Origin of the sequence: Bradyrhizobium valentinum, assembly GCF_001440405.1 — a bacterium.
Classification (GTDB): domain Bacteria; phylum Pseudomonadota; class Alphaproteobacteria; order Rhizobiales; family Xanthobacteraceae; genus Bradyrhizobium; species Bradyrhizobium valentinum.
On record NZ_LLXX01000006.1, the window covers coordinates 21,621 to 36,772 of the forward strand.

The window sequence follows — 15,152 nt, forward strand, 5'->3', positions numbered from 1 at the left end:
AGAGACCCTCATGGTGAGGAGCGTGGCAACGCCGCGCGTCTCGAACCATGTGGCCCGGACGATTCAGCGCGACTACCGTGCCGCTTTCAATGGCAGCCTTGCACTCTCCTTCAGCCGGTCCAGCACGATCGATGAGCGCACATGCGCAACGCTCTGGTGCGGCATCAGCACGTTGTTGACGAGATCGGAAAGGTCCTTGAGGTCGCGCAGCACCACTTTCAGCACATAATCGGCGTCGCCGGTGAGCGAATAGGCTTCCTGGATGTCGTCGACCCGGCCCACAAGCGCGCGGAATTTCTTGGCGTTGTCGGGCGAATGCGTCGCCAGCGTGATGTGGATGAAGGCGATCAGGTTGAAGCCGAGCGCCTCGCCGGCGAGGTCGGCGTGGTAGCCCGCGATCACCTTCTCTTCCTCCAGCCGCATCCGCCGCCGCGAGCATTGCGAGGCCGACAGGCCGACGAGATCGGCGAGTTGCTGGTTGGTCAGCCGGCCGTCGTCCTGCAGGGCGGCCAGCATTTTGAGGTCGAAGGCGTCCACGGGGATCATGCGCAAATTGCCAACTTGATGCACGAAGTGTGCATCACGATAGCCGAACGCGGGCCCATTTGCATACACTTTGCGTGCGTTTCGACCGATATTTGAGCCAGATCAATTTTCGGGAGTTTCGCCATGGGTCCGTTTCCGCACGACGCACCGGCCGCCACCATCAGCGCCGACAACCCGATGGGCACCGACGGCTTCGAGTTCGTCGAATATGCGCATCCGAAGCCTGAAGAGCTGCACGCGCTGTTCAGGTTGATGGGCTATGCGCCGGTCGCCCGCCACAGGACCAAGAAGATCACCGTCTATCGCCAGGGCGACATCAACTATCTCGTCAACGAGGAGCCGGGCAGCCACGGCCATGGCTTCGTCGCGGCGCACGGGCCCTGCGCGCCGTCGATGGCGTTTCGCGTGGTCGATGCGAAGCAGGCCTATGAGCGGGCACTGTCGCTGGGCGCCGAGCCCGCCGAGGTTTCTTCGGCGCAGAAGACGCTCGACGTTCCCGCCATCAAGGGCATCGGCGGCAGCCTGCTTTATTTCGTCGATCGCTATGGCGCCAAGGGATCGGCCTATGACATCGAGTTCGAGTGGCTGGGCGTTCGCGACCCGCGTCCCGCGGGCGCCGGGCTCTATTACGTCGATCACCTCACCCACAACGTCCATCGCGGCCGCATGGACGTGTGGACCGGCTTCTATGAAAAGCTGTTCAACTTCCGCCAGATCCGCTTCTTCGACATCGAAGGCCGCGCGTCCGGCCTGTTCTCGCGCGCGCTGACCAGCCCGGACGGCAAGATCCGGATTCCGATCAATGAGGACGCCGGCGATTCCGGACAGATAGAGGAATATCTCAATATCTATCGCGGCGAGGGCATTCAGCACATCGCCTGCGGCGCGCGCGACATCTACGCTACCGTCGAAACGCTGCGCGCGGCCGGCCTGCCGTTCATGCCGTCGCCGCCGGAGACCTATTTCGAGAAGATCGACGCACGGCTGCCCCGGCATGGCGAGGATGTTGCCCGGCTACAGCGCGACGGCATCCTGATCGACGGCGAGGGTGTCGTCGATGGCGGCCACACCAAGGTGCTGCTGCAGATATTTTCAGCGAACGCGATCGGGCCGATCTTCTTCGAATTCATCCAGCGCAAGGGCGACGATGGATTCGGCGAGGGTAATTTCAAGGCGCTGTTCGAATCGATCGAGGAAGATCAGATTCGCCGCGGCGTGCTGAAGGTGGGGAACGCGGCGTAAGCTGTTGTCGTCCCGGCCTTGAGCCGGGACCCATACCGCGTGATTTCACGATTTTGCGCGGGAGTCAGTTGCGTCTCACAATTAAACCCAGTGGTTATGGGTCCCCGCGTGCGCGGGGACGACGGAGAGATTACCTTCCCATCTTCCACGCGCTTGTCAGCTCAGCGATATCGGCCGTCTCCGCATCCCTGATCGCCGACGGCGTGCGCGAGAATCGCGGCGCCGGTGCCGGCTGCGTCACGCCGTGGCGCTCGACGAAAATATTTCGCGCGGCATTGTGCGGATGTTTCGGCGCTTCGGCCATGGTCAGGATCGGCGCGAAGCAAATGTCGGTGCCTTCCATGATCTTGCACCAGTCTTCGCGGGTCTTGCTCTTGAACACTTTTGTCAGCTTTTCCTTCAGCGCCGGCCAAGCCTTGCGGTCCATCTGCGCGTCGAAATCGGCGTCGGTGAGGCCCGCATGCTGGCGCAAAAGCGCGTAGAACTGCGGTTCGATCGAGCCGATCGAAATAAAGTTGCCGCAGGAGCATTCATAGATGCCGTAGAAATGCGCGCCGCCGTCGAGGAAATTCTGCTCGCGCCCTTCGACCCAGCGGCCGATTGCGGTCATGTCGAAGAACATCGACATCAGCGAGGCCGCGCCGTCGCACATCGCGGCGTCGACCACCTGGCCCTTGCCGGATTTCGAGGCTTCCAGCAGCGCTGCCAGCACGCCGACCATGAGATAGAGCGCGCCGCCGCCGAAATCGCCGACGAGGTTGAGGGGCGGCACCGGCTTCTCCTTCGTGCCAATCGCCGCGAGCGCGCCGGTGACCGAGATGTAGTTGATGTCATGGCCGGCCGCGTGGGCCAGCGGACCCTCCTGTCCCCAGCCGGTCATGCGGCCGAACACCAGGCGGGGATTGCGCGCCATCACCACATCGGGGCCGAGGCCGAGCCGCTCCATCACGCCAGGGCGAAAACCTTCGATCAGCGCGTCGGCATTGCTTAGCAGGTCGAGCACCTGCGCGACGGCAGCCTTGTCCTTGAGATCGAGCTCGACGACTTTGCGGCCGCGCCCCGCCACCGACTTCAAATTCTTCTTTGCGCCGACGCGGTCGAGCGTGACGACTTCCGCGCCCATGTCGGCCAGCATCATGCAGGCGAACGGACCCGGGCCGATGCCGGCGAGTTCGACGATGCGGAAGCCGGCGAGGGGGCCGGAGGTGCGGGTAGCGGATTGGGTGGCTGGTTTTTCGAGCACTTGTTTTCTCTCCCAGGGAACGTCTTAATTAGTTGATTAGCTAAATTGTCCCGCCGAAGCGAGACCGTGGCAAGCATCTTTTGCCGAGAATCAAACCAAAATGAGAAACGGCGCGCATCGCTGCGCGCCGCTCGCATGAAAGTTGCGTTCAGGTGCTATCCCGCGAACCGCGTCAAAGTAAGAATCTAGAACGTCGGTTCTGATTCAATCAGAACGACAATAGTTCTGTTGTGCCATGGCCGCTCAAGCCCCTCATCCTGAGGAGCCCGCAAAGCGGGCGTCTCGAAGGATGTAGGCCACAGACGGGGCCTCATGGTTCGAGACGCGCTTCGCGCTCCTCACCATGAGGGACTCATGACCCGTTACGGCTAACCCGCGGCGGTCACCGCGCGCTGGGCCATCACCTTGATCAGGTTGGCGCGATAGTCCGACGTGCCGTGAATATCGCTCATCAGGCCGTCGGCGGAAATCTTGACGCCGTCGATCGCACCTGCCGACCAGTTGGCTTTCAGCGCGGCCTCGATCGCGGGCACCCGCATCACGCCGTCTTGCGATGCGCCGGTGGCTGCGACGCGGACGTCACCTGCCGGGGTCTTGGCGACGAACACGCCGGTCAGGGCGAAGCGCGACGCGGGATGGTTGAACTTGGAATATCCCGCCTTGGCTTGAACCGGAAACGACACGGCGGTGATGATTTCGCCGTCCTCAAGCGCCGTCGTGAACAGGCCCTTGAAGAAATCATCCGCCGATATCGAACGCTTGTTGGTTTTCACGGTGGCACCGAGCGCCAGCACCGCCGCCGGATAGTCGGCCGCGGGATCGTTGTTGGCGAGCGAGCCGCCGATGGTGCCGCGATGCCGCACCGCCGGATCGCCGATCAGCGAGGCCAGGTAGGCCAGCGCGGGGATGGCCTTCTTCACAGTATCGCTCGATGCGACGTCGGAATGGGTCGTCGCCGCCTTGATCATGATGCCGTCACCGGTCGGCTCGATTCCGATCAGCTCCTTGATCTTGCCGAGATCGATCACGTCGGACGGCGAGGCCAGCCGCTGTTTCATGACCGGGATCAGCGTGTGGCCGCCGGCCAGATATTTCGCGTCCGAGCCCTTGGCGAACAGGCTTGCTGCTTCGTCGACCGAAGAGGGGCGATGATAGGTTGTCTGGTACATGGCTGTGCTCCCTCTTACGCGTTGCCGTGGATCGCATGCCAGACGCGATCGGGCGTCGCCGGCATTTCCAGATTGTTGTTGCCGATCGCATCCGTGATGGCGTTGATCACGGCGGCCGATGCACCGATCGCGCCGGCTTCGCCGCAGCCTTTGACGCCGAGCGGATTGCCCGGACACAGCGTCGTGGTGTGCGACAGCTTGAACGACGGCAGGTCGTCCGCGCGCGGCATGGTGTAATCCATGAACGACGCGGTCACGAGCTGGCCGGAAGCGTCGTACACCACACCTTCCAGCAGCGCCTGCCCGATGCCCTGGGCGAGACCGCCGTGCACCTGGCCTTCGACGATCATCGGATTGATCAGCCGTCCGAAATCATCCGCCGCCACGAAGTTGACGAAGGAAGTCTTGCCGGTGCCGGCATCGACTTCCATTTCGCAGATATAGGCGCCGGCCGGGAAGGTGAAGTTGGTCGGATCGTAGAACGCGCCTTCCTTCAGGCCCGGCTCCATGCCGTCAGGCAGGTTATGCGCGGTGTAGGCGGCGAGCGCGACCATCGGCAGTGCAATCGACTTGTCGGTGCCGGTGACCTTGAACTCACCGTTCTCGATGACGATGTCGTTTTCGGATGCCTCGAGCTGATGGGCTGCGATCTTCTTCGCTTTCGCCTCGACCTTCTCCATCGCCTTCAGGATCGCGGTGAGACCCACGGCCGCCGAGCGCGAACCATAGGTGCCCATGCCGAACTGCACCTTGTCGGTATCGCCATGGACGATCTGCACCTGGCTGATCGGAATGCCCAGGCGTTCGGCCACCAACTGGCAGAAGCTCGTCTCATGGCCCTGGCCGTGGCTGTGCGATCCCGTCAGGACTTCGATCGTACCGACCGGATTGACGCGCACCTCCGCCGATTCCCACAGGCCGACGCCGGCGCCGAGACTGCCGACCGCCTTTGACGGCGCGATGCCGCAGGCCTCGATGTAGCAGGAGATGCCGATGCCACGCAGCTTGCCCTCGGATTTTGCCTTGGCCTTGCGGCCCGCGAAGCCGGCGTAGTCGATCGCCTTCATCGCCGCATCGAGCGAGGCATTAAAGTCGCCGATGTCATAGGCCATGATGACGGGCGTTTGATGCGGGAATTGCGTGATGAAGTTCTTGCGGCGCAGTTCGGCCGGATCGACCTTCAACTGCCGCGCCGCCGTCTCCATCAACCGTTCCACCACAAAACTTGCTTCGGGTCGGCCCGCGCCGCGATAGGCGTCGACCGGCACCGTGTTGGTGTAGACGCTGATCACTTCGGCGAAGATGTTGGGGATGTTGTACTGGCCCGACAGCAGCGTCGCATAGAGATAGGTCGGCACCGAGGAGGAGAACAGCGACATGTAGGCGCCGAGATTGGCGTAGGTTTTCACGCGCAGGCCGGTGACCTTGTTGTCCTTGTCGAACGCCATCTCCGCCTTGGTGAGGTGATCGCGGCCATGGGCGTCGGTCAGGAAGGCTTCGGTGCGGTCGCCGGTCCATTTCACCGGACGGCCCACTTTCTTCGAGGCCCAGAGCGCCACCATCTCCTCAGGGTAAATGAAGATTTTTGAGCCGAAGCCGCCGCCGACATCCGGCGCCACCACCCGCAGCTTGTGCTCCTGCGCGATGTTGTAGAAGGCCGACAGCACGAGGCGGGCGACGTGCGGGTTCTGCGAGGTCGTGTAGAGCGTGAAATGCTCTTCCGGCTCGTTATATTCGGCGATCGCCGCGCGAGGCTCCATCGCATTCGGCACCAGGCGGTTGTTGGTGATGTCGAGCGAGACGATATTGGCCGCCGACTTGAAGGCGGCGTCGGTCGCGCCTTCGTCGCCGATGGTCCAGTCGTAGATCACATTGCCCGGCGCCTCCGGGTGCAATTGCGGTGCGCCCGGCTTGATTGCGGCGCGGATATCAGGGACGGCGGGCAGCTCTTCGTAGCTGACAACCACGGCCTCGGCGGCGTCCCGGGCCTGGTTCTTGGTCTCGGCGATCACGACCGCGACCGCCTGGCCCACGAAGCGCACGGTTTCCGGCGCCATCGCCGGCCATGCGCCCATCTTCATGCCGGTGCCGTCCTTGGAGGTGATGGCCCAGCCGCAGATCAGATTGCCGATCTTGTCGTCGACAATCTGCTGGCCGGTCAGCACGCCGACCACGCCCGGCATCTTTATCGCTTCTGACGTGTCGACACTCTTGATCTTGGCGTGCGCATGCGGGCTGCGGACGAAATGCGCATGCGTCATGCCCACCAGCTTGATGTCGTCGACGTAACGTCCCTTACCGGTAATGAAACGGCGGTCTTCCTTGCGCACCACGCTTGCGCCAATGCCTTCAACGCCCATGTCCTGTCCTCCCAACCGGAGTTATTGTTTCCCGCCATTTCGTTTCGAAACGCGGTTCGAACTCGAAAAATTGCTGGCCGGCGGCTGCTATTCCGCCGCCTGCGCGACCTTCATGCGGCCGGCTGCGTCGAGCACCGCCTTGACGATGTTGTGGTACCCCGTGCAGCGGCAGATGTTGCCTTCCAGCTCGTGCCGGACGGTTTCCTCGTCGAGCTGGCCGCTGTGGCGGTGCACAATATCGATCGCTGACATGATCATGCCCGGCGTGCAGTAACCGCACTGCAGGCCGTGATTATCGCGGAACGCCGCCTGCATCGGGTGCAGTTCGTCGCCCTTGGCAATGCCCTCGATGGTGGTGACGTTGGAGCCGGCGGCCTGGCCGGCCAGCACGGTGCAGGACTTTACCGCCCGGCCGTCGATATGGACGACGCAGGCACCGCACTGGCTGGTGTCGCAGCCGACATGGGTGCCGGTCAGGTTCAAATGGTCGCGCAGGAGATGGACAAGAAGGGTCCGGTCCTCGACCTCGGCCGAGACGGCCTTGCCGTTTACCGTCAGCTTGACTGTAGACACGCGTGGTACCTCCCGATGTTTTATAATTATTCCAATTAGAAACAGCGGCGAGGGAACTTGCAACTAGGATTTTGGTCGGCCCTGTCATTGTGATGACATTGGCGCGGCATGCTTCGTGCCGAAGACTCTCGACGCGAATTTTTCTTACCCTCCCCTGGAGGGGGAGGGTCGGTTCGCGTGGAGCGAAGCGAAATGCGAAACGGGGTGGGGTGGTCTCTCCACTCGGGCACTGATCGTGAGGTGAGACCGTCACCCCACCCCGCCACGCATCTTACGATGCGCGGCGACCCTCCCCCTCCAGGGGAGGGTAAGCCCGCACCATTGCAAGTTTTGCCCAGATTTACCCGCCCTTATCCATTCTGCCTTAACTTTGCGCACCGGATTGGGGGCTGGGCCTCCCGATGCCTGTTTTTCAGAACGAAAACGGGGTGTGACGTGCGATTCCCGAAACGTAGCGGCTCGTCTTTCAAGCTCCCAACCCTGCGGTTCCGCGCCAAGATCATGCTCGGCTTTGCCGTCGTGCTGGCGATTTCGGCCGCCAGCATGGGCTTTGCCTATCTCGGATTCGAACGCGTTTCCGCCGGCGTCGATTCCTACCGGCGCAGCGTGCAGGAGGCCGACCTGTCGCGCGACATCGACCGCGAACTGATCTCCTATCGCTCGCTCGCCCGCTATTTCGTGGCGACCGGCAAGGAAGAGGACGGCAAGGCGGCGCTAACAGCCGAAACCGGGCTGAAGGACGCGATCATTGCCTCGATGAAGGGGACCACCAACCCGACACGGCTCGAGCAGGTCGTGAAGCTGGAGCGCGAGTTCCGCGCCTTCACCAAGATTTTCGCCGACATCCTCAAGGTCAAGGACGAGAGCGCGCGCATCACGCAAAACCAGCTCACGCGCACCGGCAACTCGCTGCGCTACAAGCTCGACGATCTGCCGAGCAATGCCGACGATGACGAAATGCCGGTGATCACGCTCGGTGCGAAGAAGGTGACCGAGCAGTTTCAGGCGGTCACGGCGCTTGCCAATACGTTCGTCGTCAATTCGGACAAGGCGGTCGCAGCCAGTGCGCTGGCGCGCCTGAAATTCGTCGAGAACTCGCTGAAGGCGATTTCGTCGAAAAACGAAAAGATCCTTGAGGGGATCAAGGAAGTCGGGGGAATGCTGGAGGAATACCGACAGTCGCTCACCAAGTTGGTCGATAATGCCAAGGAGATCGATGAGCTGACACTGGAAATGACGGAGTCGGCCGCCGCCATCAACAAGGGCTCGGCCGCGATGAAGTCGGACCTCCTGGCCGATCAGAAGCGGTTAGAGGCTGAATCGGACGCGACCATCGGTGAGACCGAGCGGCTGATCCTGATCCTCGCCGCCGGCGGCTTTCTGCTCGGCTGCGTCTGGGCATTCCTGCTCGGTAAGGGTATTTCCAAGCCGATGACGGCGATGTGCAACGCGATGCGCAAGCTCGCTGCGGGCAATTTCGAAGTCGTGCTGCCCGGCCTCGGCCGCAAGGACGAGCTCGGCGAGATGGCGAGTGCGGTCGAGGAGTTCAAGGTGCAGGCCATCGCCAGGGCCGAGCGCGACGCCGCCACCCAGGAAGCGCAGAACAAGGCGGCGAGCGCGGCGCGCCGCGCCGAACTCATTCGCTTCGCCGACGAGTTCGAAGCCGCGGTCGGCGCCATCGTCTCCAACGTATCGTCGTCGGCCGTGCAGCTCGAAGGTGCCGCCGGCAAGCTGACCCGGACGGCGGAAACCACCCAGAGCCTGTCAAGCCAGGTCGCCAGCACATCGGAAGAAGCTTCCAGCAACATGCAGTCGGTGGCATCAGCAACCGAGGAACTGTCGGCGTCCGTCGACGAGATCGGACGGCGCGTCAAGGAATCCAGCCAGATTGCGGAAGCCGCCGTCCGTCAGGCCGAACAGACCGACGGGCGGATCGGCAAGCTGTCGCGTGCCGCACAGGAGATCGGCGACGTCGTCAAGCTGATTACCGCGATTGCCGAGCAGACCAATTTGTTGGCGCTGAACGCCACCATCGAGGCCGCCCGCGCGGGCGACGCCGGCCGCGGCTTTGCCGTGGTTGCGTCCGAAGTCAAATCGCTCGCCAGCCAGACTGCGAAAGCGACCGACGAGATTTCCAATCACATTTCGGGCATGCAGGGTGCGACGCAGGAATCGGTTGCCGCGATCAAGGAGATCGGCGGCACCATTGGCAGGATCTCCGACATCGCCTCGACGATCGCGAGCGCCGTCGAGCAGCAAAGCTCGGCGACGCAGGAAATTGCGCGCAGCGTCCAGAACGTCGCGCAAGGCACGCAAGAGGCCGCCGCCAACGTCATGCACGTCAACCGCGGCGCGACCGAAACCGGCGCGGCTTCCGAGGAGGTGCTGAATTCGGCGCGTACGCTCTCGAGCGAAAGCACGCGCCTGCGCGAAGAGCTCGACCGCTTCATGGCGAATATCAGGGCGGCGTGAGCTGGCTATCAGATCACGCTACAAGACGGTGTCATCATCCGCGAAGGCGGATGATCCAGTACTCCGCGGCGCTTCAATTCTCACGCGGGCCGGCGATTACTGGATACCCGCCTTCGCGGGTATGACGACCGAATGAGCTGAACCGTCACTCTCTCCCGAACTGATGCTTCAGCTCGACCTTCGCGCGCTCCAGTCGCGTACGCTGCGTTTTTGGTAAGGTCTTGCCGGCACGGTTGATGTAGAAAGTCAGCATCGACAGCGCCGATCGATAGGCGCCCGACTTGCGGCGCGAACTGTGCTCGGCGGATCGCTTGAGCGACGCGGCGATCTTCTTTGCACTGGTCAGCTTGAAGACACCGCGTTTCAGATCGAGCGCGTCGCTTTCACGGGTGACGCGTTGCGACCATCGCTTCGGCGATGATTTCTTCGCGGTTGTCGTGCGGCTTTTTCGGACCGCGGTCTTTCGTGGGCGGATGGTCTTGCGTCGTTCGGCCATGTTCAGCTCCATCTGCTGTTTTGCCGAAAACGGTCGCTCGGTCGTTCTGTTCCTTGCCGTTCTTCGAATGACGGCAACAGTGCATTTAGCCGCTGCGCTCGCGAATGCGCGCCCGATGACAGGCTCCGCGAAGCAATCCATGCCTCCACTTGCCGCACGATTGGATTGCTTCGCCGCGCTCGCATTGACGCGAGGGAATGCTCGCGACTCCCACACATGCGCAGATCATGACAACAGCTATGCAATTTCGCCACCCAAATACTCCCGGAACCCCAGTCCTCCGAGGGTGTTATCTTAGTGTCGGGCATCATGTTTGCCGCAATTTGACGTGAAAACCCTGGGGCTGGGGCGTTCCGGGGTGTTTTTTCATTGGTCCAATCGGATGGTTGCGAAGGTGAGTTGCGAAAGTGATAAGGCATGGTGCGGCAGTGGATGAGAACGCTTCCATTTCCGCACGGCTGAAGCAGGATAACGAGGGCGTTGTCGAGACCAGCATCCCTGCGCGGCTCGATTGCTTGCGTTGGGGCGGCTTTCATACCCGTGTCGTCACCGCGCTCGGCATCACCTGGATTCTCGACGGGCTGGAGGTCACGCTTGCGGGCGCCCTGTCTGGCGCGCTGAAGGAAAGCCCGACGCTGCAGTTTTCGAATTTCGATGTTGGCCTCGCCAACAGCGCCTATCTCGCCGGCGCGGTGCTGGGCGCGCTCGGCTTCGGCTGGCTGACGGACCGGATCGGGCGCAAGAAGCTGTTCTTCATTACGCTCGCGGTCTATCTCACCGCCACCGCAGCCACCGCGCTGTCGTGGAACGTGGCGAGTTACGCGCTGTTTCGCTTCCTGACCGGGGCCGGCATCGGCGGCGAATATACCGCGATCAATTCGACGATTCAGGAATTGGTGCCGGCGCGTTATCGCGGCTGGACCGACCTCGTGATCAATGGCAGCTTCTGGATCGGGGCTGCGATGGGTGCGGTCGCCGCTATCGTGCTGCTCGATCCCAACGTGCTGGCTCCGGATCTCGGCTGGCGGGCGGCCTATTTCATCGGCGCCGCTCTCGGCCTGATCGTCTTCGTGATGCGGATGTGGATTCCGGAAAGCCCGCGCTGGCTGATGGTCCATGGCCGTCCCGAGGAGGCGCACGCGATCGTCGACGGCATCGAGAGGTCGTCGACGAGACATTCGGATCATGCGGCCGATGAGGTGTTCCCGAAGATCAGACTGAAGATGCGCAGCCACACGCCACTTGGTGAGGTGGCCCGGACGTTGTTCACGACCTATCGGCAACGTTCGCTGGTCGGACTGGTGCTGATGGCATCGCAGGCGTTCTTCTACAACGCCATCTTCTTCACCTTCGCGCTGGTGCTGACCGACTTCTTCGGTATCCCCTCCAGCGATGTCGGCTGGTACATTCTACCCTTTGCGGCAGGCAATTTCCTGGGGCCACTGCTGCTCGGGCGGCTGTTCGATACCCTCGGCCGTCGCACGATGATCGCGACCACCTATGGCGTGTCGGGTGTCCTGCTCGCGCTATCGGGCTATCTGTTCTCGATCGGCGTTCTGACCGCGCAGACCCAGACCATCGCCTGGATGGTGATCTTCTTCTTTGCCTCGCCGGCGGCGAGCGCGGCCTATCTCACCGTCAGCGAGACGTTTCCGCTGGAGGTGCGGGCGCTCGCGATTGCGCTGTTCTACGCGATCGGAACGGGCATTGGCGGCGTGGCAGGACCGGCGCTGTTCGGCGCCCTGGTCGATACCGGATCGCGTAACAGCGTTTTCGCCGGCTACCTGTTCGGGTCGGCATTGATGATCGTGGCCGCGGCCGTCGCGTGGCGATATGCCGTTGCGGCCGAGCGAAAATCGCTCGAATCTGTCGCACGGCCGCTAGCATGTGTGGAGTAGGATGAAATGAATGAGGATCTGGCCGAAATGCCATTGGAAGATGATATCGTCCGTGAAGAAGAGGCCGTGGCGGAGACCGTTCCGGTACCGCGCTCGCTGGTGCCGCACTTAAGCGAAACCGCTATCCTGCTCGACATCGACGGCACGCTGCTCGATCTGATGCCGACGCCGCGCGAAGTCTGGGTGCCGCCAGGCCTGGCGAAAACCTTGAATCGCCTGCTTGTGCGAACCAATGGCGCGCTGGCGCTGGTCAGCGGCCGCTCGCTCAACGACATCGACCTGATTTTCGCGCCCGATCTATTCCCTGCGGTCGGCGGCCATGGCGCCGAGATGCGGATCGAGCCGGACAGCGAGGCGGTGGCCGCCCACGCGCCGCCGATGGACAAGGAATTGAAACGACGGCTGGCGGCGATTGCAAAGCTCAGTCCTGGAATATTGCTGGAGGACAAGGGCTATTCGCTGGCGCTGCACTATCGTCTCGCGCCGCACGCCGAGAAGGCGATCTATGCCGCGGTGTCGCTGATCAGGGCGGATCTTCCCAACGCGCCGATCGAAGTGCTGCCTGGCAAATGCGTCTGCGAGATCAAGCATTCCGGCTTCACCAAGGCGAGCGGTGTGCACGAATTGATGACACGCGAACCTTTCAAGGGCCGCCGTCCGTTCTTCATCGGCGACGATGTCACCGATGAGACCGTCTTTGCGATCATGCCTGACCTTGATGGCCTCGCCTTCTCGGTTGGCCGTCGCGCCAAGGGCGTGGCCGGGCATTTCGACGCGCCGAGCGACGTGCGTGAGTTCCTCGCGCACCTGCTTGACGACGAAAGGGACGCATCACTGCCATAATGTCTTTCGTCTCGGCCGGTTTCGAACACAGATTCTCACGCTTCATGCCGAGGTTCGCGGCAAATTTTATTTTTCGTGAGTTCCGGTGAGTTCCGGCACGCCGCAGCCCGAATTTGGTTTCAATTCGTTGAAAGGGTGATCAGGAACCATATTGATGAACGGTTGTTAACGCGAGCGTACCAACGGGAGGGGACCTTTGAACCTCGTCGTCGTTTCTAACCGCGTTTCCCGCGGAAAACCCAATGAACCCATGACGGGGGGACTCGCGGCGGCTTTATTGCCGATCGTCGAGAAGTCCGGTGCTATCTGGGTGGGTTCCAGCGGAAGGGTCCGTGACGGGAACCAGAAGGAACCATTCGCCGAAATCGAGGCCCTTGGCGCTGGCGCGCTGGCGATGCTGGATCTGCCGGCCGCGCATTACGGCGGCTATTATGAGGGTTTTGCGAATTCCGCATTGTGGCCGGCGCTGCATTCGCGCGCCGATCTGATCCGCGCCTCGCAGGAGGACTATCTCAGCTATCGCGAAGTGAACGCCTTCATGGCGCGTGCGCTCCTGCGATTCCGAAAGGCGGATGCCGCGTTCTGGATTCAGGACTACCATTTCCTCGCGCTCGGCGCCGAACTGCGTGATCTCGGCGTGTCGGAGCCGATCGGCTTCTTCCTGCATACGCCGTGGCCGGCGCGTTCGGTGATCGGCGGCGTGCCGCATCATCGCGAGCTGATCGAGGCGATGCTGGCCTATGATCTGATCGGTTTTCAGACCGAGGAGGATTGCGAGAACTTCCTGTCCTACGCGCAGTCCGACCTCGGCCTCGTCGTGCATGACGGCGTCATCATTTCGCGCCACGGCCGGACGCGCGCCGCGGTATTTCCGATCGGGATCGATCCGCAGCAATTCGCCCAGTTGGCGACGAAGGCGTCGACCCATCCTGATGTCTCGCGGCTGCGGCGCAGCCTGAATGGCGAGAAGCTCGCGATCGGCGTCGACCGGCTGGATTATTCCAAGGGCCTGATCAACCGCATCAAGGCTTTCGACCAGATGTGGACCCTGCATCCATCACTGGCGCGCACGGTGTCGCTGCTGCAGATCGCAACGCCCTCGCGCGGCGCGATCGAGGCCTACGGCAACCTGCAGAGCGAGGTCGCCAAGCTCGTCAGCGACGTCAACGGTATGCATGGCGAAGTCGACTGGACGCCGATCCGCTATCTCAACAAGGGCTACGGCCAGGCCGTGCTCGCGGGCCTCTATCGCACCGCGCAGGTCGGCGTGGTGACGCCGTTGCAGGACGGCATGAATCTCGTCGCCAAGGAATATGTAGCGGCACAAAACCCGGTCGATCCCGGCGTGCTGGTGCTGTCGAAATTCGCCGGCGCCGCCAACGAGCTCGACACCGCGTTGCTGGTCAATCCGCATGATATCGACGGCATGGCGCGCACCATCGCGATCGCGCTGTCGATGCCGTTGACCGAACGGCGGATGCGCTGGGAAGCAATGATGGCAAAGCTGCGCGGCCATACGATCCAGCAATGGTTCGCCGACTTCGCCGAGGCGTTGCGCGAATGCCAGCTTGACAGGAACGAGTTGGCACCTGTCATGCCCGAGCCCGCCCTATGGCCGCTCCGCTCCGCCACCACCGGCGGCGCGCGGTATCACTAGAGTCTGAAAAAGCGGCGCATCCGAGCTATAACTTCCTCGTCCTGAGGAGCCGCGAAGCGGCGTCTCGAAGGATGAGGCCCCGCCGGTGGCCTCATGGTTCGAGACGCGCTTCGCGCTCCTCACCATGAGGGTTTCAGATGGGGGCGCCGATAAGCCGTGCTGGGCCTAATAGCAATACGACACGCCATCGAGCACCGGACAGCGCGCCTTGTTGGGCGCGCTGGGATTCTCCATCGGCACGTAACCGCCCTTGCCGTTACCGGCGAATACGCCAGGGCCGATGACGACGGACGATTTGTTGCCGATGATGACGCTCGGATGCGGCGAGGCCAGCCTCGATCGCGAGCCATCGGCCCAGACGATGGCGTCGCCCGCGAAGATGCCGCGCCGGCCGTCGTCGCAACTCACATCCACGCCCTGCTTGGTGCAGGATTGCGCCACCGCCGGGCCGGCCGCGGCCCCTGCCAATGTCGCGCTCAGGATCGAAAGCAGGAGCGTCCGTGTGATCATCGTGCCAGTCTCCACCGATTGCGGTGCCAATATCGTCGTCGATCGTGGCCGGATTCCGGTTCAAGCGCCCGGCGAGCGCCGATCATTCGATGCCAGCCATGCCGAATTGCCAAATAAATTCAATGAATTGGGGAAATTTTAGC

General features: G+C 62.5%; 13 protein-coding genes. 6 read left to right on the top strand and 7 right to left on the bottom strand.

Features of this window, described 5'->3' with window-relative positions:
• Window positions 1-72: 72 nt before the first annotated feature.
• Window positions 73-546 (bottom strand): Lrp/AsnC family transcriptional regulator, encoded by a 474-nt coding sequence (locus CP49_RS00885; RefSeq protein WP_057848437.1) that lies wholly within the window; start codon window positions 544-546, stop codon window positions 73-75.
• Window positions 547-669: 123 nt separating this feature from the next.
• Here CP49_RS00885 and hppD point away from each other — a divergent pair, with 123 nt between their 5' ends.
• Complete coding sequence (gene hppD / locus CP49_RS00890) at window positions 670-1,788, top strand: 4-hydroxyphenylpyruvate dioxygenase (protein WP_057848412.1); 1,119 nt, start codon at window positions 670-672, stop codon at window positions 1,786-1,788.
• 130 nt (window positions 1,789-1,918) lie between these two features.
• On the opposite strand, the gene CP49_RS00895 is transcribed toward hppD, so the two are convergent.
• From CP49_RS00895 to CP49_RS00910, 4 genes are all read right to left on the bottom strand, one after another.
• Window positions 1,919-3,031 (bottom strand): CaiB/BaiF CoA transferase family protein, encoded by a 1,113-nt coding sequence (locus CP49_RS00895; protein ID WP_057848413.1) that lies wholly within the window; start codon window positions 3,029-3,031, stop codon window positions 1,919-1,921.
• Window positions 3,032-3,399: 368 nt separating this feature from the next.
• Window positions 3,400-4,200, bottom strand: coding sequence for an FAD binding domain-containing protein (locus tag CP49_RS00900; RefSeq protein ID WP_057848414.1), 801 nt, complete (start codon window positions 4,198-4,200; stop codon window positions 3,400-3,402).
• 14 nt (window positions 4,201-4,214) lie between these two features.
• Entirely contained in the window at window positions 4,215-6,560 is a 2,346-nt protein-coding gene (locus CP49_RS00905; protein WP_057848415.1) for a xanthine dehydrogenase family protein molybdopterin-binding subunit, read from the bottom strand.
• An 87-nt stretch (window positions 6,561-6,647) separates the two neighbouring features.
• The gene (locus tag CP49_RS00910) at window positions 6,648-7,133 is read right to left on the bottom strand and encodes a (2Fe-2S)-binding protein (RefSeq protein ID WP_057848416.1); all 486 of its coding nucleotides are present in this window, start codon (window positions 7,131-7,133) and stop codon (window positions 6,648-6,650) included.
• A gap of 501 nt (window positions 7,134-7,634) precedes the next feature.
• On the opposite strand from CP49_RS00910, the gene CP49_RS00915 reads away from it, so the two are divergent.
• Complete coding sequence (locus CP49_RS00915) at window positions 7,635-9,605, top strand: methyl-accepting chemotaxis protein (RefSeq protein WP_057848438.1); 1,971 nt, start codon at window positions 7,635-7,637, stop codon at window positions 9,603-9,605.
• 145 nt (window positions 9,606-9,750) lie between these two features.
• On the opposite strand, the gene CP49_RS42170 is transcribed toward CP49_RS00915, so the two are convergent.
• The gene (locus CP49_RS42170) at window positions 9,751-10,101 is read right to left on the bottom strand and encodes a DUF3175 domain-containing protein (RefSeq protein WP_082645815.1); all 351 of its coding nucleotides are present in this window, start codon (window positions 10,099-10,101) and stop codon (window positions 9,751-9,753) included.
• A 428-nt stretch (window positions 10,102-10,529) separates the two neighbouring features.
• Between CP49_RS42170 and CP49_RS00925 the strand changes: the two genes are divergently transcribed.
• The 3 genes from CP49_RS00925 to CP49_RS00935 all read left to right on the top strand — a co-directional run bounded on the left by CP49_RS00925 (window position 10,530) and on the right by CP49_RS00935 (window position 14,499).
• On the top strand, window positions 10,530-11,999 hold the full coding sequence (locus CP49_RS00925) for an MFS transporter (protein ID WP_057848417.1): 1,470 nt from the start codon (window positions 10,530-10,532) through the stop codon (window positions 11,997-11,999).
• Window positions 12,000-12,005: 6 nt separating this feature from the next.
• Complete coding sequence (gene otsB, locus CP49_RS00930) at window positions 12,006-12,842, top strand: trehalose-phosphatase (protein ID WP_057848418.1); 837 nt, start codon at window positions 12,006-12,008, stop codon at window positions 12,840-12,842.
• A 196-nt stretch (window positions 12,843-13,038) separates the two neighbouring features.
• On the top strand, window positions 13,039-14,499 hold the full coding sequence (locus CP49_RS00935; RefSeq protein WP_057848419.1) for a trehalose-6-phosphate synthase: 1,461 nt from the start codon (window positions 13,039-13,041) through the stop codon (window positions 14,497-14,499).
• Between the two features lie 165 nt (window positions 14,500-14,664).
• Here the strand turns inward: CP49_RS00935 and CP49_RS00940 are convergent, their stop codons facing one another.
• Window positions 14,665-15,009 (bottom strand): hypothetical protein, encoded by a 345-nt coding sequence (locus CP49_RS00940; RefSeq protein ID WP_057848420.1) that lies wholly within the window; start codon window positions 15,007-15,009, stop codon window positions 14,665-14,667.
• On the opposite strand from CP49_RS00940, the gene CP49_RS44220 reads away from it, so the two are divergent.
• Window positions 15,002-15,151, top strand: a complete 150-nt coding sequence (locus CP49_RS44220; protein ID WP_156437929.1) for a hypothetical protein — start codon at window positions 15,002-15,004, stop codon at window positions 15,149-15,151. The genes CP49_RS00940 and CP49_RS44220 overlap by 8 nt on opposite strands.
• Window position 15,152: the final 1 nt, after the last annotated feature.